Annotated in this window: 15 protein-coding genes; 8 read left to right on the forward strand and 7 right to left on the reverse strand. The window is 65.7% G+C overall.

The window, feature by feature from the left end:
* The first annotated feature begins 5 nt into the window (after positions 1-5).
* The 6 genes from VPH41_RS02840 (at position 6) to VPH41_RS02865 (ending at position 5,109) form a co-directional block, all read left to right on the forward strand.
* Complete coding sequence (locus tag VPH41_RS02840; RefSeq protein ID WP_328569608.1) at positions 6-998, forward strand: TRAP transporter substrate-binding protein; 993 nt, start codon at positions 6-8, stop codon at positions 996-998.
* 122 nt (positions 999-1,120) lie between these two features.
* Entirely contained in the window at positions 1,121-1,693 is a 573-nt protein-coding gene (locus tag VPH41_RS02845) for a TRAP transporter small permease (protein WP_152256639.1), read from the forward strand.
* Positions 1,690-2,970 carry a TRAP transporter large permease gene (locus tag VPH41_RS02850; RefSeq protein WP_099666605.1) on the forward strand — a complete coding sequence of 427 codons (1,281 nt, stop codon included), beginning with the start codon at positions 1,690-1,692 and terminating at the stop codon, positions 2,968-2,970. The genes VPH41_RS02845 and VPH41_RS02850 overlap by 4 nt, the downstream gene beginning before the upstream one ends.
* Positions 2,971-3,395: 425 nt before the next feature.
* Positions 3,396-3,908: a methylated-DNA--[protein]-cysteine S-methyltransferase gene (locus VPH41_RS02855; protein WP_328568892.1), complete on the forward strand. Its 513-nt coding sequence runs from the start codon at positions 3,396-3,398 to the stop codon at positions 3,906-3,908.
* Positions 3,905-4,822 carry a site-specific tyrosine recombinase XerD gene (gene xerD / locus VPH41_RS02860; RefSeq protein WP_226941581.1) on the forward strand — a complete coding sequence of 306 codons (918 nt, stop codon included), beginning with the start codon at positions 3,905-3,907 and terminating at the stop codon, positions 4,820-4,822. Before VPH41_RS02855 ends, xerD begins: the two co-directional genes overlap by 4 nt.
* A gap of 80 nt (positions 4,823-4,902) precedes the next feature.
* A complete protein-coding gene (locus VPH41_RS02865) occupies positions 4,903-5,109 on the forward strand; it encodes a hypothetical protein (RefSeq protein ID WP_328568893.1) in 207 nt (68 codons plus the stop codon).
* 67 nt (positions 5,110-5,176) lie between these two features.
* Here VPH41_RS02865 and VPH41_RS02870 read toward each other — a convergent pair whose 3' ends face one another.
* Genes VPH41_RS02870 through VPH41_RS02880 form a run of 3 tightly spaced genes read right to left on the reverse strand, consistent with a single transcriptional unit; the run spans position 5,177 to position 10,680 of the window.
* A complete protein-coding gene (locus VPH41_RS02870; protein ID WP_328568894.1) occupies positions 5,177-6,454 on the reverse strand; it encodes a TolC family protein in 1,278 nt (425 codons plus the stop codon).
* Positions 6,441-9,545: an efflux RND transporter permease subunit gene (locus tag VPH41_RS02875; protein WP_328568895.1), complete on the reverse strand. Its 3,105-nt coding sequence runs from the start codon at positions 9,543-9,545 to the stop codon at positions 6,441-6,443. Before VPH41_RS02875 ends, VPH41_RS02870 begins: the two co-directional genes overlap by 14 nt.
* Positions 9,538-10,680 (reverse strand): efflux RND transporter periplasmic adaptor subunit, encoded by a 1,143-nt coding sequence (locus VPH41_RS02880; RefSeq protein WP_328568896.1) that lies wholly within the window; start codon positions 10,678-10,680, stop codon positions 9,538-9,540. The genes VPH41_RS02875 and VPH41_RS02880 overlap by 8 nt, the downstream gene beginning before the upstream one ends.
* Positions 10,681-10,916: 236 nt before the next feature.
* On the opposite strand from VPH41_RS02880, the gene VPH41_RS02885 reads away from it, so the two are divergent.
* Entirely contained in the window at positions 10,917-11,597 is a 681-nt protein-coding gene (locus tag VPH41_RS02885; RefSeq protein WP_152284998.1) for a response regulator transcription factor, read from the forward strand.
* Positions 11,590-12,987, forward strand: a complete 1,398-nt coding sequence (locus VPH41_RS02890; protein WP_328569609.1) for a sensor histidine kinase — start codon at positions 11,590-11,592, stop codon at positions 12,985-12,987. The genes VPH41_RS02885 and VPH41_RS02890 overlap by 8 nt, the downstream gene beginning before the upstream one ends.
* Here VPH41_RS02890 and VPH41_RS02895 read toward each other — a convergent pair.
* From VPH41_RS02895 to VPH41_RS02910, 4 genes are all read right to left on the reverse strand, one after another.
* Positions 12,979-13,290: a hypothetical protein gene (locus tag VPH41_RS02895; protein WP_328568897.1), complete on the reverse strand. Its 312-nt coding sequence runs from the start codon at positions 13,288-13,290 to the stop codon at positions 12,979-12,981. The two genes, VPH41_RS02890 and VPH41_RS02895, sit on opposite strands and share 9 nt — an antisense overlap.
* Entirely contained in the window at positions 13,290-14,009 is a 720-nt protein-coding gene (locus tag VPH41_RS02900) for an MgtC/SapB family protein (protein WP_226938990.1), read from the reverse strand. Before VPH41_RS02900 ends, VPH41_RS02895 begins: the two co-directional genes overlap by 1 nt.
* 364 nt (positions 14,010-14,373) lie before the next feature.
* On the reverse strand, positions 14,374-17,496 hold the full coding sequence (locus VPH41_RS02905; RefSeq protein WP_328568898.1) for an efflux RND transporter permease subunit: 3,123 nt from the start codon (positions 17,494-17,496) through the stop codon (positions 14,374-14,376).
* A gap of 3 nt (positions 17,497-17,499) precedes the next feature.
* Positions 17,500-18,732 (reverse strand): efflux RND transporter periplasmic adaptor subunit, encoded by a 1,233-nt coding sequence (locus VPH41_RS02910; protein ID WP_328568899.1) that lies wholly within the window; start codon positions 18,730-18,732, stop codon positions 17,500-17,502.
* Positions 18,733-18,883 lie beyond the last annotated feature (151 nt).

An 18,883-nucleotide genomic window follows, 5' to 3' on the forward strand; every position in this document is an offset into this window, starting at 1 on the left:
CGCCTATGAAAACCCTGTTCGTCGCGCTGTGCGCCGCCATCGGCGCCACCGCCGGCGTCCACGCCTACGCGCAAGCGCCCATCGTCATCAAATTCAGCCACGTCGTGGCCACCGACACGCCGAAAGGCCAGGCCGCCGAACGCTTCAAGCAGCTGGCCGAAAAAGCCACGAACGGCAAGGTGAAGGTCGAACTCTACCCGAACAGCCAGCTGTACAAGGACAAGGAAGAACTCGAAGCCCTGCAGCTGGGCGCCGTGCAGATGCTGGCGCCGTCGCTGGCCAAGTTCGGTCCCCTGGGCGTGAAGGAATTCGAAGCGTTCGACCTGCCCTACATCTTCCCCACCAAGACGGCGCTGTACAACGTCACCGAAGGCGAAATCGGCAAGAGCCTGCTGAAGAAACTGGAACCCAAGGGTATCACGGGCCTGGCCTACTGGGACAACGGCTTCAAGGTGATGTCGGCCAACAAGCCGCTGCATACGCCGGCCGACTTCAAGGGCCTGAAAATGCGCATCCAGTCGTCCAAGGTGCTCGACGCGCAGATGCGCGCGCTGGGCGCCAACCCGCAGGTGCTGGCCTTCTCTGAAGTGTATCAGGCGCTGCAGACGGGCGTGGTCGACGGCACGGAAAATCCGCCATCGAATATGTACACGCAAAAGATGCATGAGGTGCAAAAGCACGTGACCGTGTCGAACCACGGCTACCTGGGCTATGCCGTCATCGTCAACAAGAAATTCTGGGATGGCTTGCCGCCCGAAATCCGCGCCCAGCTGGAAAAAGCCATGCGCGAAGCGACCACGTTCGAAAAAGCCATCGCCCAGCGCGACAATGACCAGGCCCTCGAGGCCATCAAGAAAGCGGGCAGGACGCAGATCTATACCCTGACGGTGCAGGAACAGGCCGAATGGCGCAAGGCGCTGGCGCCCGTGCAGAAAGCCATGGAAGCGCGCATCGGCAAGGACCTGATCTCGGCCATCAACAAGGAAAGCGCGAAGTAAGCCGCTGGCTGTAGCGCCGCGCCGCCTGGCGCGGCAGGCAGGCCATCCCTGCCAGTCCGTTCGAACGGCTCCTGCGCGTCCTGCGCGGGAGTGCGTGCATCCGCATTCTTTGAAAGTCCACCATGAAATTTCTGGATCACCTGGAAGAGTGGCTGATCGCGTCCCTGATGGGCGCCGCCACCTTCATCATCTTCGTCGCGGTCGTGCACCGCTACCTGGCCGGCCTGCCGATTCCCGTCGTGCAGGACTTCCTGATTCAAATCAACACCAGCTGGGCCCAGGAACTGTGCATCTACATGTTCGTCTGGATGGCCAAGTTCGGCGCCGCCTACGGCGTGCGCACGGGCATCCACGTGGGCGTCGACGTCTTGATCAACCGCATGAACCCCCGCTGGCGCGACCGCTTCATCGTCTTCGGCCTGGCCGCCGGCGCCCTGTTTACGGGCATCGTGGGAACCTTGGGCGCCAGTTTCGTGTGGTCGATCGGCCACACGGACCAGACCTCGGCCGACATGGAAATCCCGATGTGGCTGGTCTACCTGGCCGTGCCGCTGGGTTCCTACCTGATGTGCTTCCGCTTCCTGCAGGTGATGGTGCATTTCATCAAGACGGGCGCCTTGCCCAAACACGACCACTCGCATGTCGAGGGCCTGGACGATGAATTGACGGCCGAAGAAAAAGGAGCCAAGGCATGAACGCGCTGATTATTTTTGTATTGCTGCTGGCGCTGATGCTGACCGGCATGCCGATTTCCATTTCGCTTGGCCTGACGGTACTCACGTTCCTGTTCACCATGACCAGCGTGCCCATCGAATCGGTGGCCCTGAAGATTTTCACGGGCATCGAGAAATTCGAAATCATGGCCATCCCGTTCTTCATCCTGGCGGGCAACTTCCTCACGCATGGCGGGGTGGCGCGGCGCATGATCAACTTCGCCAGCTCCATGGTGGGCCACTGGCACGGCGGCCTGGCGCTGGCCGGCGTGATGGCGTGCGCGCTGTTTGCCGCCGTCTCCGGCTCCAGCCCCGCCACCGTGGTGGCGATCGGTTCCATCATCCTGCCGGCCATGGTCAAGCAGGGCTATCCGCGCGGTTTCGGCGCCGGCGTCATCACCACCTCGGGCGCGCTGGGCATTTTGATACCGCCATCGATCGTGATGGTGATGTATTCCGTCAGCACGAATACGTCTGTGGGCAAGCTGTTCATGGCGGGCGTGATTCCCGGCATGATGCTGGCCATGCTGCTGGGCCTGACCACGTGGTTTTTGGCGCGCAAGCATAACTATCCCCGCATGCAGAAGGCCAGCTGGGGCGAGCGCTTCGTCACGTTCAAGAAGAGCGCCTGGGGCCTGCTCTTGATCGTCATCGTCATGGGCGGCATCTATTCGGGCGCGTTCACGCCCACGGAAGCGGCCGCCATGGCTGCCGTGTATGCCTTCATCATCGCCGTCTTCGTCTACAAGGACCTGAAGATCAAGCAAGTGGGCAAGGTCTTGCTCGACTCGGCCGCCATGTCGGCGATGCTGCTCTACATCATCACGAATGCCGTGCTGTTCTCGTTCCTGATGACCAGCGAAAACATCCCGCAGGCGATGGCCGAATGGATCACGGGCAAGGGCCTGGGCGTGATCAGCTTCCTGCTGGTGGTCAACGTGCTGCTGTTGTTGGCGGGTAACGTCATGGAGCCGTCGTCGATCGTGCTGATCATGGCACCCATCCTGTTCCCCGTCGCCATGAAGCTGGGCATCGATCCCGTGCACTTTGGTATCTTGATCGTGGTCAACATGGAGGTGGGCATGTGCCATCCGCCCGTGGGCTTGAACCTGTACGTGGCTTCCGGCATCACGAAGATGGGCATTTCCGAACTGACCGTGGCCGTGATGCCGTGGCTGCTGACGATGCTGGGCTTCCTCGTGCTGATCACCTACGTACCACAAATCTCGCTGTGGCTGCCAAATTTAATTTACAACTAAAATAACTGTCCCCGTCATGGTGCAAAAAAAGTCGATCCTGCCGAATAAATGCGCTATGATGGGCGGCCTTACGGGGAAACACGTATAAGCATATACGCCCTGGTAGCAAGGCTGACATACAGAATTGGTAACAAGGTTGGTGGGGGAGTGGTCTATAAAAACGGTATTGATACCGGGGATATATTGAGGAGACACACGTTTCACAGAAGTTGTTGAGTCATAGCTGTCTGCGGCCACAAGCCGGCACCGGCGGACCCAAACGACCGGGAACGTGAAGCAATATTTGAAGCGCACCGACTGGTGCGCTTTTTTTTCGTGTCCCGGAAACGTCCGCCGGCACGCCCAAAGTCGGTGCATAATCGCCGTGGCGCCGTCTCCGGCGCCGGCAGGTTGCATATATGCCACACTTGAATAATGATCAGCAGATGAAAAAACAACAGGGCAGTGAACTGTTCAGCGCCATCGTGGCCGCGCCGTTCGGCGCCATGGGCGTGCGCACGCAGGACGGCCAGCTGCGCGAACTGGTCTACCTGCCGCCGCACTTTGCGGAAAAAGACGCGCAGGATGCCGTCTCCGCACTGGCGTGCGCGCAGCTGGCGCGCTATTTCCGCGACCCCGATGCGCCGTTCGACCTGCCCCTGGCCGCGCAGGGCAGCGCCTTCCAGCACAAGGTCTGGGCTGCCATCGCGCAGATCCCGCGCGGCCAGGTGCGCACGTATGGCGACGTGGCGCGCTTCATCGGTTCGGCGCCGCGCGCCGTGGGCCAGGCTTGCGGCGCCAACTGGTTCCCGCTGGTGATCCCGTGCCACCGCGTCACGGCTGCCGGCGGCCTGGGCGGTTTTTCCCACCACGACGACGCCACGGGCTTTCACCTGGGCGTCAAGCGCTGGCTGCTGGCGCACGAAGGCGTCGAGGGCATGCGGTGGTCGGCACGATGATGAACAGCCTGCTGGCGCCCGATAACGCCACCCTGATCGATGAATTCTGCGACAGCCTGTGGCTGGAAGACGGCCTGTCGAAAAACTCGCTGGACGCCTACCGGCGCGACATGCGCTTGTTTGCGCGCTGGCTGGAAGTGAACCGGCCCGGACGCGAGGGCCTGTACGACGTGTCCACGGCCGATATCGAAGCGTATTTCGCGGCCCGCCACGACGAGAGCAAGGCGACTTCGTCGAACCGGCGCCTGTCCGTGCTCAAGCGTTTTTACCAGCTGGCCTTGCGGCACAAGCATATCGCGGCCGACCCCTGCCTGAAGATGGTGTCGGCCAAGCAGCCCGCGCGCTTCGTGCATACCTTGAGCGAAGCGCAGGTGGAGGCGCTGCTGGCGGCACCCGACGTGAGCACGCCGCTGGGCCTGCGCGAGCGCACCATGCTCGAACTCATGTATGCGAGCGGCTTGCGCGTGTCGGAACTGGTGGACTTGAAATCCGTGGAGCTGAGCCTGAACGACGGCGTGCTGCGCATCACGGGCAAGGGCAGCAAGACGCGCCTGGTGCCGTTCGGCGAACAGGCGCGCCTGTGGATCGAGCGCTACCTGAAGGAAGCGCGCGGCGTCATCCTCGACGGCCAGATGGACGATGCGCTGTTCGTCACGCGGCGCGGCGGCGCCATGACGCGGCAAATGTTCTGGGTCGTGATCAAGAAGCATGCGCTGAGCGCCGGCATCACGGCGCCGCTGTCGCCGCACACGCTGCGCCACGCGTTCGCCACTCATTTGCTCAACCATGGAGCAGACTTGCGTGTTGTGCAATTGTTACTGGGGCACTCCGATATTTCCACCACGCAGATTTACACGCATGTGGCCCGCGAACGGCTGAAACTGCTGCATGCGCAGCATCATCCGCGAGGCTAAACATTTGGTGTTTGGCCCAACTACGTCATAATGTGCCTTATGTGCTTATCTGTAACATCTAAAAACTAAAGAGGTAGTAAATGGCCAAGACAAATTTCCAATACGAAAAACGGCAAAAAGAGCTGGAAAAGAAGAAGAAAGCCGAGGAAAAAGCCAGGCGCAAGCTGGAAGCGAAAAACAATCCCAAGCCGGCCGACGGCGTCGAGGGCGATGAGCCGGAAGCGGACGACGCCGACGTTGACGCCGATGCTGCCGCCGACGGCGACGCTCCCGCGCAGCCGCAGTAATTCCCCGCTCTTCCTGACCGGTGCGGCATGGCCGCGCCGGCCCCGCCTCGTACTTGCTTTCCCCTTGCTATAACGTCGGCCGCCGGCCGATGGCCAGTTGCAGCTGCGTGCTGGCGATGGCCGCATCGGCGCGCGCCTGCACATAGCCCTGGTAGGCTTCATCGGCCGAACGCTGCGCCGCCAGCCATTCCAGCAGCGAGGCATTGCCGCTGAAGTAGGATAGGCGCATGCCATCGACCACCTTTTGCGCATCGACCAGCACGCCGTCGCGGTAGCGCGCCAGCCGCTCCTGCGCCGCGCGCAGCTGCTGCTGCGCCGTGCGCACTTGCGTTTCCGCCTGCAGTTCCGCCTGGCGCAAGGCCAGCATCGCCTGCGTGACACCCGCTTCGGCCTGCACCACGTCGCCCTTGTCGCGCCGCGACAGGGGGATGGGGATGGCCAGCGAAACGGACAGCACGCGCGAGCGGGCCGCGCCATCGACGGGATTGCCGCTGCCATCGATACCGTCATGGTAGCCGCGCGCGGCGGCAAGGCCCAGCGTGACGGTGGGGTCGACGGAGCGGTTGGCGCGCACGAGCGCCGCGCCGTCGCGCAGATTGTCCAGCGTGGCGCGGGCGATGCGCACGTCGCTGCGGGCGTCGAGCGCCAGCGGCACGAGGGTGCTGGCGTCGCCGCCGTCCACCACGCTGAAATCGCAGGCCAGCTGCGCCTGCGGGAACAGGGCGTCGAACGGGCGCCCCAGCGGCGGCGACAGGTTCAGCATGGCGCTGTCGGCCTCGCTGCGCGCCTGCGCCAGTTCGGCCTGGAACTGGTCGCGTTCCACGCGCGACTGCAGCAGCTCGATGCCGCCCACGTCGCCCGCCTTGCGCCGCACCGTATTCGCTTCCACCACTTTCGACAGGGCCGCCATGGTCTGCTGCTTGCGCGCGGCCACTTCGCGCGTGCGGCACGCTTCCGTGAACGCTGCCGCGGCCGTGCCATACAGTTCGCTCCTGAAGCCGGCCACCGTTTCCTCGGCCAGCGCGATATTGCTGTGCGCCGCTTTCAGGCGCGCGGCGCGCTTGCCGCCCGTCTCGATGGCCATGCTGATGGCCGGGTTCCACGTGACGGGACGGTGCTCGACGCTGCGCACCGTCTCGCGCGTGGCGCCCAGGGTGAACTCGGGATCGGGACGCAGGCCGGCGATGCCGATGCCCGCCTTGGCCGAGACGATGCCCTGCTGCTGCGCCTGCAGTTCCAGGCTGTTGCTCTCCACGGCGGACAGGTAGGTCTCGAAGGTCAGGGGGGCGGCGGCGGCACAGGGCGCCAGCAGGCAGGCCGCCAGGATGCAATTAAATCGTGTCATGAGTCGTTCCTTCCGTTTGCGTCGGGCGCTTTGCTACATACGCCTCGATCAGGTAATACAGGGCCGGCAGCAGCAGCAGGGTGAGCGCCGTGGCCGTCACCAGGCCGCCTACCACCACCGTGGCCAGCGGGCGCTGCACGTCGCTGCCCAGGCCCGTGGCCAGCATGGCCGGCGTCAGGCCCAAAGCTGCCACCGTGGCCGTCATCAGCACGGGGCGCATGCGGTCGCGCGCGCCTTCGAGCACGGCGTCGCGCAGGCTTTTTCCCTCTTCGCCGCGCAGGCGGTTGATCTGCGCCAGCATCAGCACGGCATTCAGGACCGCCACGCCGAACAGGGCGATGAAGCCCACGGCGCTCGACACGTTCAGGGTCATGCCGCGCAGGTGCAGCGCGGCCAGGCCGCCCAGCATGGCCAGCGGCACGGCCAGCAAGACCAGCGCGGGCTGGCGCAGGTTGCGGAACTGGCCGAACAGCAGCAGGAACATGGCGCCCAGGGTCATCGGCAGGATCAGGGCCAGCCGGCTTTGCGCGCGCTGCAGGTTCTCGAACTGGCCACCCCATTCGACGCTGATGCGCTGGTGTTCGTTGGCCACGGCTTGCGCCACCAGCGGGCGCGCTTCGGCCAGGAAGCCGGCCAGGTCGCGCCCGCGGGCATTGAGGCGCACGATGATGTGGCGCCGTCCCATTTCGCGCACGATCACGCTTTCGCCCGAGGTGGTGCTGATGCTGGCCACCTGCGCCAGCGGCACCTTGGCGCCGTTGGCGGCCGTCAGCATCAGGTTGGCGACGGCGTCGGGGCTGGAACGCAGTGCGGGGGGAAAGCGCACGGAGATGTCGTAGCTTTTCTCGCCCACGTAGACCTGGCCGATGGGCGCGCCGCCGATGCCGGTGGAAATCAGATCGGCCACGTCGGCCGCGTTGATGCCGTAGCGGGCCGCCTTCGCCCTGTCCAGTTCCACCTTCAGGTTGGGCAGCGGCGGCTCCACGTCCACGGCCACGTCGGAAGCGCCAGGGACGCCTTTCAAGACGCCGGCCACCTTGCCGGCGATGCGGCGCACTTCATCGAGGTCGTTGCCGAAGATTTTTACCGTCAGGTCGCTGTGCGCGCCCGACAATTTATCCTGCACGCCGTCGATCATCGGCTGCATGAAGGCCACCGTGTAGCCGGGCATGCGGGCGAAGCGCTCGTTCATTCTGGCGATCAGCTGCTGCTTGCTCATGCCGGACTTCCAGCTTTTGTACGGATGCAGCCCCACGCTCGCCTCGATGTGCGACGGCGTCCAGTAATCGGTGCCGTCGTCGTTGCGCCCCGTCTGCGTGACGATGGTCGACACTTCGGGAAATTCCAGCGCGGCGCGGCGCAGTTCGCTGGCCATCTCGGAAGCCTTGTCCAGCGTGATCCCGGGCGGCATCTGCACCTGCAGCCATAACGATCCTTCGTCGAGATAGGGCAGGAAGTCGCGCCCGATGGTGCCGCCCAGGATGGCCAGCCCCGCCAGCGAGGCGGCGCAGACGGCGGCCACCCAGCGCCGCTTGCCCACTGCGCGCTCGAGGAAGCGGCCATAGGCGGCCGCCAGCTTTTCCAGCACGCGGTTATGGAAGGTGCGGCGCGGCTTGCGCAAGGCCAGCCAGGCCAGGCCCGGTATCAGCACCAGCGCCACCACCAGCGCGCCCACGAGTGCCGCGCCCACCGCATAGGCCATGGGCGAGAACAGCTTGTATTCGATGCGCTGGAAGGCGAACAGGGGCAGGTAGGCGGCGATGATGACGGCCATGCCGAACATGATGGGGCGCGCCACCTGCAGGGTGGCTTCGATGGCGTCCTGCAGGGTCAGGGGCCGTTCCTGTTCCCGTTCGCGGCGGCGCAGCATGTTTTCCAGCACCACCACGGAACCGTCGACGAGGATGCCGAAGTCGATCGCTCCCAGCGACAGCAGGTTGGCGGGAATTTTAAAGTGGTGCATGAAGATGAAGGCGATCAGCAGGGCCAGCGGGATCGTCAGCGCGACGATGGCCGCCGCGCGCGGACTGCCCAGGAACAGCAGCAGCACCAGGGCGACGAGCAGCATGCCTTCGCCCAGGGTAAATCCCACGGTGTGCAGGGTGGCGTCGATCAGCGAGCTGCGGTCCAGGTAGGGAACGACCTTCACGTCCTTCGGCAGCAGGTTGGCATTCAGGTCGTCGACGGCCGCATGGATGCCTGCCAGCGCCTCGGATGGGTTGAAATCCTTCAGCAGCAGGGTGATGCCTTCGATGGTGTCGGGGTTATCGTCCTTGCCGAGGATGCCGCGCCGCTCCACGTTGCCGTAGGCGAGCTTGCCCAGGTCCTTCACCAGCACGGGCACGCCGTTCTTGCTGCTGACGACGACGTTGCCCATGTCGTCGAGCGAGTACAGCAGGCCCACGCCGCGCACCACATACGATTGCTGGCCGCGGTCGATGACGCTGCCGCCGCCGCTGATATTGTTGGCGTTGATGGCGTCCTTGACCTGCGCCAGCGAGAAGCCGTAGCTGTCCAGTTTTGCGGGGTCGAGTTCCAGCATGAACTGCGTGGTGAGTCCGCCGAAATTGCTCACATCGGCCACGCCGCGCACCTGCTGCAGGCGCGGGATCACGGTCCAGAACTGCAGCTCGGACAATTCGCGCAGGCTGCGGCTTTTCGATTCCAGGGTGTAGCGGTAGATTTCGCCCGTGGGTGAGGTGTAGGGATCGAGTCCCGGCTTGGCCTCGTACGGCAGGTTGACGCTGGCGAGCCGTTCCTGCAGCCGCTCGCGCGTGAAGTAGCCGTCGCTGCCATCTTCGAACACCACCGTGATCAGCGACAGCGCAAACAGGCTGCGCGTGCGCAGCACATGCATGCCGGGCGTGCCCAGCAGCGCGCGTTCCAGCGGAATGGTGATCTGCTGTTCGATTTCCTCTGCGCCCAGGCCCGGCACCTGCGTGACGATCTGCGAGGTGACGTCGGCGATGTCGGGATACGCCTCGATGGGCAGCTGCTTCCAGCTGTACACGCCGTAGGCGGCGACGAACAGCAGTACCAGCCAGGCGATGCCGCGCCGCTGGCAGCAGGTGGCGATGAAACGGTCAATCATTGAGCAGCACTCCTTCCTTGACGACGATGCGCTCGCCCGCCTTCAGGCCGGCGAGGATTTCCACCTGCCCGCCATGGCTGGCGCCCACTTCCACCGTGCGCGGCGTGAACAGCAGCGGGCTGCGCTCGACCATCACGCGCGTCGACAGCCCGCTTTGCAGCACGGCCGATGCCGGCACCACGATGGCGCGCCGGCTGGCGCCGGCAAAGCCCGCGTGGGCGAACATGCCCGGCTTGAAGGTGCCGGCGCGGTTGTCGATGGCCACGCGCACCTTCACCGTGCGCGTTTCCGCGTCGAGCACGGCGCCCACGTACGCGACCTTGCCCTCGAAGTGCTTGCCTGGCCAGGCATCGACACTGATGCGCGCCATCTGGCCCACGGCCACCTGCGCCAGGTCCTTCTCGGCCACGTTGGCCGACAGCCAGACGGTGGACAGGTCGGCCACCGTCATGACGGGCGCGTTGATATCGTTCCAGTAGCCGCCCTGGGCGCCGTCCATGGCGATCACGGTGCCGGCAATGGGCGAGCGCAGCACGTAGTCGCGGCGCGAAGCGCGCGCGCTGGCGCCGTACTGGGCCAGCTTGTCGGCGCTGGCCTGGGCGTCGCTATTGGCTTGCGCAAAGGCGGCCTGCGCCGATTCGTATTCCTTGCGCGCGGCGATTTCCGCCTCGAACAGGGTTTTCTGGCGCTCCAGTTCCTGGCGCGCCTGCAGCAGGGCAGACCTGGCTTTGCTGTCGTCCGCGTAGGCGGCGCTCAGTTCCGCCGAGTCCAGCGTGAACAGGGGCTCGCCCGCCTTCACGCTGTCGCCCAGCGCCCGCTGCAATCGGGTGATGCGCCCGGCCAGGGGCGGCGTGATCTTCACCAGTTTTTCGGGCATGGCTTCGATGCTGCCCGGCGCATCCGTCTGCGTGGCGATATCCTGTTCCAGCACGGCGGCGACCTGCAGGCGCTGGCGCAGCGGCGACATCTTGTCGACGGCGATGCTGCCGTCGTCCAGATGGCGCGCCTGGACTGGCGATTCGGCGGGCGGCGTGGCCGCCGCCGTCGGTCTGGCGCAGCCGGCAAGGGCCGAGCAGCTGAGGGCCACGGCGAGCGCGCAGCAGGCGCCCAGGGTGTTGGGGGTGGTCGTGTTCATCCCGTGTTTCCTTGTTGTTGGTGGTGATGGGGCATGCGTGGATGCCATGCCCAGGCGGGCGGTCAGAAGGGGCGCAGGTGGCGCGGACAGCGTCACTACAGCGCCGGAAAAGCATAGCAAGGCCGTCCTGAAGAAGCGCCCAAGAACGCCTGAATCATTCTTCAGGTTGCGCGCGCGCGCAGTGCGGCGCGGTAAAATGCAGGCATGGAAAACACGGCGCAATGGGAAAGGCAGGCATGAGAATCCTCCTGGTGGAAGACGACCGCAAGGCGGCGCGCCTGCTGGCGCGGGGCTTGCAGGAAGAAGGCTTCGTCGTCGACGTGGCCCACAGCGCCGAGGAAGGCGAAGAGGAAAGCTACGCCGTCGATTACGACCTGATCGTGCTGGACTGGATGTTGCCGGGCAAGCAGGGCATCGATTTCTGCCGCGACCTGCGCGCGCGCGCCATCCAGACGCCCGTGCTGATGCTGACCGCGCGCGACGCCACGGCCGACCGGGTGGCGGGCCTGAACACGGGCGCCGACGATTACCTGACCAAGCCGTTCGAATTCGAGGAACTGCTGGCGCGCATCCGCGCGCTGCTGCGCCGCTCCGACATCAGCCGTCCGCTGGTGCTGGCGCTGGCCGACCTGACGCTCGATCCCGTCAGCCACCAGGCCACGCGCGCCGGCGTGCCGCTGGTGCTCACGCCCAAGGAATACGCGATCCTGCTGATCCTGCTGCGCCAGGCGGGCGAAGTGGTCAGCCGCGCGCGCCTGGCCGAGCAGATCTGGCAGGCGGACCTGATCGGCATCGACAACCTGATCGATGTCCACGTGCGCAACCTGCGGGGCAAAGTCGATGCGCCGGGCTTGCCGGCCTTGATCCACACGGTGCGCGGACGCGGCTTCCGCCTGGCGGAAAACCATGGTGGCTAGCTTTCGCAAGCGCCTGCTGCTGGTGCACCTGGCCGTCATCCTCGCCATCGTCGCCTGCACCGCGCTGGCCGGCTACTGGGGCCTGTCGCGCGCCGTGCATGGCCAGCTCGATGCGGCCCTGCTGGCGCTGGCCGAGACGGAAATGGCCATGCTGCCGGCCGCGCCGCGCCAGCCCGTGCAGGTGCACGAGGTGGCGTCCGGCCTGGCGCCGCCGTCGCTGACGCGGCTCGACCGCCTGGTGCAGATCATCGATGGCGATGGCCGCGTGCTGGCGCGCAGCCGCAACCTGGAGGCGGCGCAGCTGCCCGCCTCAGCGGCCCTGCTGGCGCGCCTGGCGGCCGGCGACACCGTCTTTGAAACCCTGCCCAAGTTTGGCGAGGAGCCGCTGCGCATGGTTTCCGTTCCCGTGCCCGCGTCCGGCGCACGCCTGGCCGTGCAGGTGGCCGGTTCGCTCGACGACGTCAACCACGTGCTGGCTGCGGCCACCGTGCTGTTTGGCGCCATGGCGCTGGCCTTGCTGGCGGCCGTGGGGCTGGCCGGCGAAATGCTCACGCGCCGCGTGCTGGGCGCCATCGACGACGTGGTGCGGCAGGCGCATTCGATCGGCGAGGCCAGCCTGCACCAGCGCCTGCCCCATCCCGGCACGCGGGACGAGATCGGCCGCCTGGTCGATACCCTGAACGCCATGCTGGACCGCCTGGAACACGGCTACGACGCGCAGCGGCGTTTCACGGCGGACGCTTCGCACGAACTGCGCTCGCCCCTGTCGCGCCTGCGCACGGAAATCGAGATCACTTTGCGCCGTCCGCGCGAGTCGCCCGAATACGTCGATGCGCTGGCCTCCTGCCTCGATGAAGTGCAGCGGCTGACGACCCTGGTGGAAGAACTGCTGATGCTCACGCGCCTGGACGTGGGCCAGGAGCGCAATGCCGTGGAAACGGTTGCGCTCAATCCGCTGGTGCGGGCGGCGGCGCAGCGCCTGGAAAAACCGGCAGCGCAGCGCGGCATCCGCATCGTCTTCGATGAAGGCGCGCCCGTGCACGCGCGCGTGGCGGCCGGCCCCGTGGATCTGGTGCTGGCCAACCTGCTCGATAACGCCGTGAAGTTTTCGCCATCCGGCAGCGTCATCAGCGTGCACGTGGCGCGCGACGGCGGCGACGCGCTCGTTGGCGTGAGCGATGCCGGCCCGGGCATCGGCGTGGAAGACTTGCCGCACCTGTTCGAACGTTTCTACCGGGGCGCCCAGGCGCGCGCGGGCGAGGCACCCGGCTTCGGCCTGGGCCTGGCCCTGTCGCAAGCCATCGTGCATGCATACGGCGGCAGCATCGAGGCGCAGAACCGCCCGCAAGGCGGTGCGCTGTTCATCATGCGCCTGCCCGCTTCAGGCTGAAGGCGCCACGCCTTCCCAGCGCACTTGCCGCACCTGCGGCCAGGCGCCCGCGCGGTTGACGAAGCGCACCAGCACGGCGCGCTGCACGGCCTGGCACAGCACCGTGGCGATCAGCCGCACCACCTGCCTGGCTTCATCCCAGCTGCGCAGCATCTGCGACGGCGCCAGGCCCGCGCCCTTCAGTTCGGCCAGCAGCAGGCGCACCACATGGTCGGCCTGCGCGGCAGGGCAGGTGACGGTCAGGCGGTAGGTGGCGATGGCCGGGCCGCGCCGGGCAAACCAATGGAAGAATTTTTTCATCATCACACTCCCCGTTCGGCGACAAATTCCGCGTTGTTCACCAGCGCCCAGCGCACGGCCGAGACGCTGCCTTCCAGGCTGACCTGGCTGACGATCTGTTCCAGCAATCCCAGGCTGGACAAGGGCGTGAGCAGGTCGGCGCGCACTTCGATGCGTCCCGCCTGCGCCGCGTCCTCGCTGTGCAGCGATTGCAGCATCAGCGCCGGCATGCCGCTGATCATGCGCAGCATCAGGTTGCGCACCTGGACTTCCTGCTCCGCCTCGCACACGGCCGTGACGCGGTAGATGCTTTCCGTCTCGATGCCCGCTTCGCTGCCGTGGGCATTGATGCGTTGCGCCAGGTGGCGCAGCACCAGGTTGGCGACCAGCACGAAGCCCGTGCCGATGGCCGCTTCCAGCGCAAAACCGAGGCCGCACAGCACGCCGATGGCGGCCGAGCACCACAGGGTGGCGGCCGTGTTCAGGCCGCGCACTGTCATCCCTTCGCGCATGATGACGCCGGCGCCAAGAAAGCCGATGCCCGACACCACCTGTGCGGCGATGCGCAGGTGGCCGTCGGGATCGCCTTCGAGCACGGAAACCATCACGAACAGCGAGGCGCCGACGGACACCAGCGCGTTCGTGCGCAGGCCCGCCATGCGCTGGCGCAGCTGGCGTTCGGCGCCGATCATGGCGCCCAGGGTCAATGCCGCGGCAACGCGCAGCGCAAAGTCAAATACCACCATCAGTTTCTCCCGGCTGGGGAGGAACAGGCGAGTGCACAGGGCGAAGACAATCCGCCCGGATTGGGTCAGCAGGCGATAACGGGGGAACGATGAGGAGGGGAGTGGCGGCGAGTCTGTACTGCCGCTGGTAGAACCGCACCTTGCCGAGGGCAAGGCGGGCGGAATGCACGCGTCTTGCCTAAGGCCGATCGCCGATGGTCAATCGACTACTGTCACTGGAACAAGCACCCACGAGTCACTCCATATCATTGATAACGGGGGACAGTCTAGCCAGCGGGGCCGCTTTGGTCAACTGAAGCTCTCTTCAGGAAGCCGCCGCGTCGTCCCCGCCAATGCGGGGACGGTGAAGGCGACCGGCAGATCAGTGGACGTGTGCCTTGCCATCGTCCGCGGATTCGGCGTGCGCATGCTCGTCGCCGCCGCCGAAGAAGCGTGCGGCGCGCTTGCCCAGGCTGTCGAGGTAGGTGTAGGCGACGGGCACCACCACCAGCGTCAGGAGCGTCGAGGTGATCACGCCGCCGATGACGGCGCGGCCCATCGGCGCCTGCGATTCGCCGCCGTCGCCCATGCCGATGGCCATCGGCAGCATGCCGAAGACCATTGCCAGTGTCGTCATCAGGATGGGGCGCAAGCGCACTTGTCCCGCTTCCATCAGCGCCTCGAACTGCCCCAGGCCTTCGCGCTGGCGCTGGTTGGTGAAGTCCACCAGCAGGATCGCATTCTTGGTGACCAGGCCCATGAGCATGATGAAGCCGATCACGGAGAAGATGTTCAGGGTGCTGCCCGTAATCAGCAGCGCGGCCAGCACGCCGATCAGGGACAGCGGCAGGGACACCATGATGGCCACCGGCTGCAGGAAGCTGCCGAACTGCGATGCGAGCACCAGGTAGATGAAGATCACGGCGATGCCCAGCGCCATCATCGCGCCGCCCATGGTTTCGGCCATCTGCTGCGCGTTGCCGGCCACGTCGAAGCGCACGCCGGGCGGCAGGTCGATGGACTTGATGGCTTTCTGCACGTCGGCGTCAACGTCGCCGGCAGGGCGGCCCTGCACGCCTGCATAGATGGCGACCCTGCGCTGCAAGGCCTGGCGTTTCAGCACTTGCGGGCTGGACGACGGCACGAATTCGACCACCTGGCGCAGCGGAATCATGACGGGCTTGCCATTCGCATCGAGCTTGCTGGACGCCAGCGACAGGTCGGCCAGGTCGGCCACCTTTTGCCGGCCCGACTTGGGCAGCTGCACGTTGACGTCATAGTTCTGCCCGTCGGACGCCAGCCAGTGACTGACCGTGTCGCCTGCCACGAACGGACGCAGGGCATTGCCGATCTGCTGCACCGACAATCCCAGGTCGCTGGCCAGCTCGTTGTTGATCTTCACGGTGGTCGACGGATTGGCGCCTTCCTGGCTGTATTCCATGTCGGCCAGGCCCTTGATGTTGCGCATCTTGTCCATCAGGGTATGCGCCACCGCATCGAGCTTGCCTTCATCCGTGCCGAGGATGGCGATGAAGATGGGACGCTGGCCCACGGACAGGGTGATGCCGGCAATCGGCGCCAGGCGTTCGCGGATCAGCTTTTCCAGTTCCTGCTGCGAGCGGCGCTTGTGCGTCTTGATGTCCGTCAGCTTCAGGTTCACCTCGGCCGTATTGCGGCCATCGGGCGTGCCAATATTGGCCACCAGGCTGTCGATTTCGGGGAATTCCTTCAGCGCCGTTTCGATCTGGCGCACCTTGGAATCCGTGTATTCGAGGCTGGAGCCGACGGGCGTCTTGAAGCGCAGGTTGACCCAGCCCTGGTCCGTTTCCGGGAACATCTCGCCGCCGATCATGGGCACGAGCATCAGGCTGCCCGCGAACAGCGCCACGGCCGTGGCCAGGGTGGTCTTGCGCCAGCGCAGGGCCACTTTCAGTACCTTGCCATACCAGACGTGCAGGCGGTCGATGCCCGTCTCGATCCAGGCCATGAAGCGGCCCAGCCATGGCGCGTACTTGAAGCGGTCCTTGACGGGGTCGCGCCAGACGGACGACAGCATGGGGTCGAGGGTGAAGCTGACGAACAGCGATACCAGCACGGCGACGGCCACGGTGATGCCGAACTGCAGGAAGAAGCGGCCGATGATGCCGTCCATGAAGGCCACGGGCACGAACACGGCGACGATGGCGAATGTGGTGGCCATCACGGCCAGGCCGATTTCATTGGTGCCGTCGTTGGCCGCCTTGTAGTGGTTCTTGCCCATGCCCAGGTGGCGCACGATATTTTCGCGCACCACGATGGCGTCGTCGATCAGGAGGCCGATGCACAGGGACAGCGCCATCAGGGTCAGGAAATTCAGGGTGAAGCCGAAGGCCTTCATGGCGATGAAGCTGGCCAGCACGGAGATCGGCAAGGTCAAGCCCGTGATGATGGTCGAGCGCCACGAGTGCAGGAACAGGAAGACGATCACCATGGTCAGCACGGCGCCTTCGATGATGGTGCGCTTGACGTTATTGAGCTGGCTTTGCACGCGCTCCGATTCGTCGTCCAGCACGCGCAGGGTGATATCGGGCGGCAGCGTCTTTTGCAGGTCCGCCGCCACCTTCAGGATGCCGGTGCCCACTTCGACCACGTTGGCATCCTGCACCTTGGTGATTTCCATGGTCACGGCCTGCTGGCCGTTCATGCGCGAGATCGACAGTTCTTCCTGCTCGCCGTCGACGACGGTGGCCACCTGGTCCAGGTAGACGGGACCGACGGCGCGGCGCGCCACGATGATCTTGCCGAATTCGCGCGCATCCTTGATCTTGCCTTCCACGCGCACCAGCTGTTCGGCCGCGCCATGGCTGATGGAGCCTGCCGGCAGGTTGGTATTCGTGGCCTGGATGGCACGGATCACTTCATCGACGCCGATGCCCTGGGCATTGAGTTCGATCGGCTTCATGCTGATGAGGATCTGGCGCGCGCGCAGGCCGCGCAGCTTGACCTGGCCCACGCCGGCCACGCCCTGGAAGCGCTTGCTGATGATCTGTTCCGTCATGGTCGACAGCGAGCGCAGGTCATGCCCGGTCGACGTCAGCACGATGGTGGCGATGGGGCGCTCGTTGTCGCCTTCGGCACGCGCGATGAACGGGTCTTTGGCTTCCTTGGGGAAGCGGGGACGCACCAGGGCCACCTTGTCGCGCAAGTCCTGCATGGCCTTGTCCATGTTCGTCGACAGCTCGAATTCCAAGTAGACGCCGGCGCGTCCTTCCCACGAGTTGGCGCGGATGGTCTTGATGCCGCTGACGGTGTTGACGGCGTCCTCGATGGGGCGCGTGATGTCGTTTTCCACGGCCTCGGGCGAGGCGCCCGGATAGTTCACTTCAATGGCGGCGAACGGAAACTGCACGCTGGGCATGCTTTCCACGCCCAGGCCCCGGTACGAGAAGATGCCCAGCACCACCAGCGCCACCATGACCATGGTGGCGAAGACGGGATTCTGTATGCTGACTTTGGTCATCCACATGGCTTAGTCCTTCCGTGCCAGCACGGCCGGCTGTGCTGCGGGCGCGGCGGGTGTCCCGGCAAAGGTCACGCCGTGGCCCGGCTTGACGCCATCGAGCTTGGCGACGATGACTTTCGCGCCCGGCACGAGGCCCGACGTCACTTCCGCATAGCCTTCGTCTTCGTTGCGCAAGCCCAGGGTGACGGGCTGCGCGACCACCTTGTTGTTCACCAGCGCATACACGACGGGGCCCTGCTTTTCATTGCGCACGGCCGTCAGGGGCACCAGCGGCGCCACGGGCGAGCGTTCGGTGACGATGCTGCCCTTGGCGAACATGCCGCCGCGCAGCGCGCCATCGCCATTGTCGACGGCGATGTAGACGAGCATGGCGCGCGAGCCGCTTTCGGTGGTGGGGTTGATGCGCGCCACCTTGCCGGCAAAGTCGCGCGCGCCGAAGCCGTCGACCTTGAAGTGCACGTCCTGGCCCAGCTTGATGCGGGGAATTTCCGCGCTGGGCACGGGCGCTTCCAGGGTCAGCTGGGCAAGATTGACGATGGTGTAGACGGGCATGTCGGGCGAGACTTTTTCGCCAGCTTGCAGATGGCGCTTGCTGACGATGCCGGCCATCGGCGCGCGGATCACCGTGTCGGCCAGCGCGATGCGGGCGATATCGAGCTGGGCGGCGGCGGACTTGACGTTGGCGCGCGCCAAGTCGACCGAGTTTTGCGTGGTGTCGTAAGCCGTCTGCGAAATGTATTTTTGCTTGAGCAGGGCCTGGCTGTTGGCTTCATTCTTGCTGGCCATCGACAATCGCGCCTGCGCTTCGTCCAGCATGGCTTGCTGCTGCGTCAGGCGGGCGCGCTGGTCGGCCGCGTCCAGGCGCACGAGGATCTGGCCATTGGCTACCTGCTGGCCTTCCTGCAAGGTCGTCTCGTGGATGACGCCGGAAACCTTGGCCTTGATGGTGGCCTGGGTCACGGGCGCCAGCGAGCCGGACAGGGGCAGGCTGATGCTGAGCGCGCGCGCATCGATGGCGGCCACGTCGCCCTGCGCCAGTTCATGCACGGGCGTCTTTCCCTGTTCCTTCTTCTTGCTGGCCTGCTGTTCGGCCGCCTTGGCGGCTTGTTGCTTCGATTGCATCACGGTCCAGCCGCCGCCGGCCAGGCCCAGCACGACCAGGATCAGCACGGGGGCGCGCCAGCGCCGGCGGCGCGTGGCTGCAAGGGGGGAGGCGGGGGGCAGGGTCTCGTTTTTCATAGGTATTTTGGGTCAGGAGCGGCGCAGGGGTTCGGCGCCAGGTCTCGATGCGGCCGGCCTGTGGCGGGCCGGGGGAATTCGGGTAGCGCATCACCGTGGCGGCCGCAGACAGCACGCCTGCTGCTGCGGCCGATCACGGCGATGCGCATGT

This window comes from Janthinobacterium sp. P210006, from assembly GCF_036231885.1.
GTDB lineage: Bacteria > Pseudomonadota > Gammaproteobacteria > Burkholderiales > Burkholderiaceae_D > Janthinobacterium > Janthinobacterium violaceinigrum.

What these genes read in the sequence shown, in the direction of transcription:
- VPH41_RS02840 (WP_328569608.1), top strand. Translation starts at nt 6, where the DNA reads ATGAAAACCCTGTTCGTCGCGCTGTGCGCCGCCATCGGCGCCACCGCC.
- VPH41_RS02845 (WP_152256639.1), top strand. Translation starts at nt 1,121, where the DNA reads ATGAAATTTCTGGATCACCTGGAAGAGTGGCTGATCGCGTCCCTGATG.
- VPH41_RS02850 (WP_099666605.1), top strand. Translation starts at nt 1,690, where the DNA reads ATGAACGCGCTGATTATTTTTGTATTGCTGCTGGCGCTGATGCTGACC.
- VPH41_RS02855 (WP_328568892.1), top strand. Translation starts at nt 3,396, where the DNA reads ATGAAAAAACAACAGGGCAGTGAACTGTTCAGCGCCATCGTGGCCGCG.
- xerD (WP_226941581.1), top strand. Translation starts at nt 3,905, where the DNA reads ATGATGAACAGCCTGCTGGCGCCCGATAACGCCACCCTGATCGATGAA.
- VPH41_RS02865 (WP_328568893.1), top strand. Translation starts at nt 4,903, where the DNA reads ATGGCCAAGACAAATTTCCAATACGAAAAACGGCAAAAAGAGCTGGAA.
- VPH41_RS02870 (WP_328568894.1), bottom strand. Translation starts at nt 6,454, where the DNA reads ATGACACGATTTAATTGCATCCTGGCGGCCTGCCTGCTGGCGCCCTGT.
- VPH41_RS02875 (WP_328568895.1), bottom strand. Translation starts at nt 9,545, where the DNA reads ATGATTGACCGTTTCATCGCCACCTGCTGCCAGCGGCGCGGCATCGCC.
- VPH41_RS02880 (WP_328568896.1), bottom strand. Translation starts at nt 10,680, where the DNA reads ATGAACACGACCACCCCCAACACCCTGGGCGCCTGCTGCGCGCTCGCC.
- VPH41_RS02885 (WP_152284998.1), top strand. Translation starts at nt 10,917, where the DNA reads ATGAGAATCCTCCTGGTGGAAGACGACCGCAAGGCGGCGCGCCTGCTG.
- VPH41_RS02895 (WP_328568897.1), bottom strand. Translation starts at nt 13,290, where the DNA reads ATGATGAAAAAATTCTTCCATTGGTTTGCCCGGCGCGGCCCGGCCATC.
- VPH41_RS02905 (WP_328568898.1), bottom strand. Translation starts at nt 17,496, where the DNA reads ATGTGGATGACCAAAGTCAGCATACAGAATCCCGTCTTCGCCACCATG.
- VPH41_RS02910 (WP_328568899.1), bottom strand. Translation starts at nt 18,732, where the DNA reads ATGAAAAACGAGACCCTGCCCCCCGCCTCCCCCCTTGCAGCCACGCGC.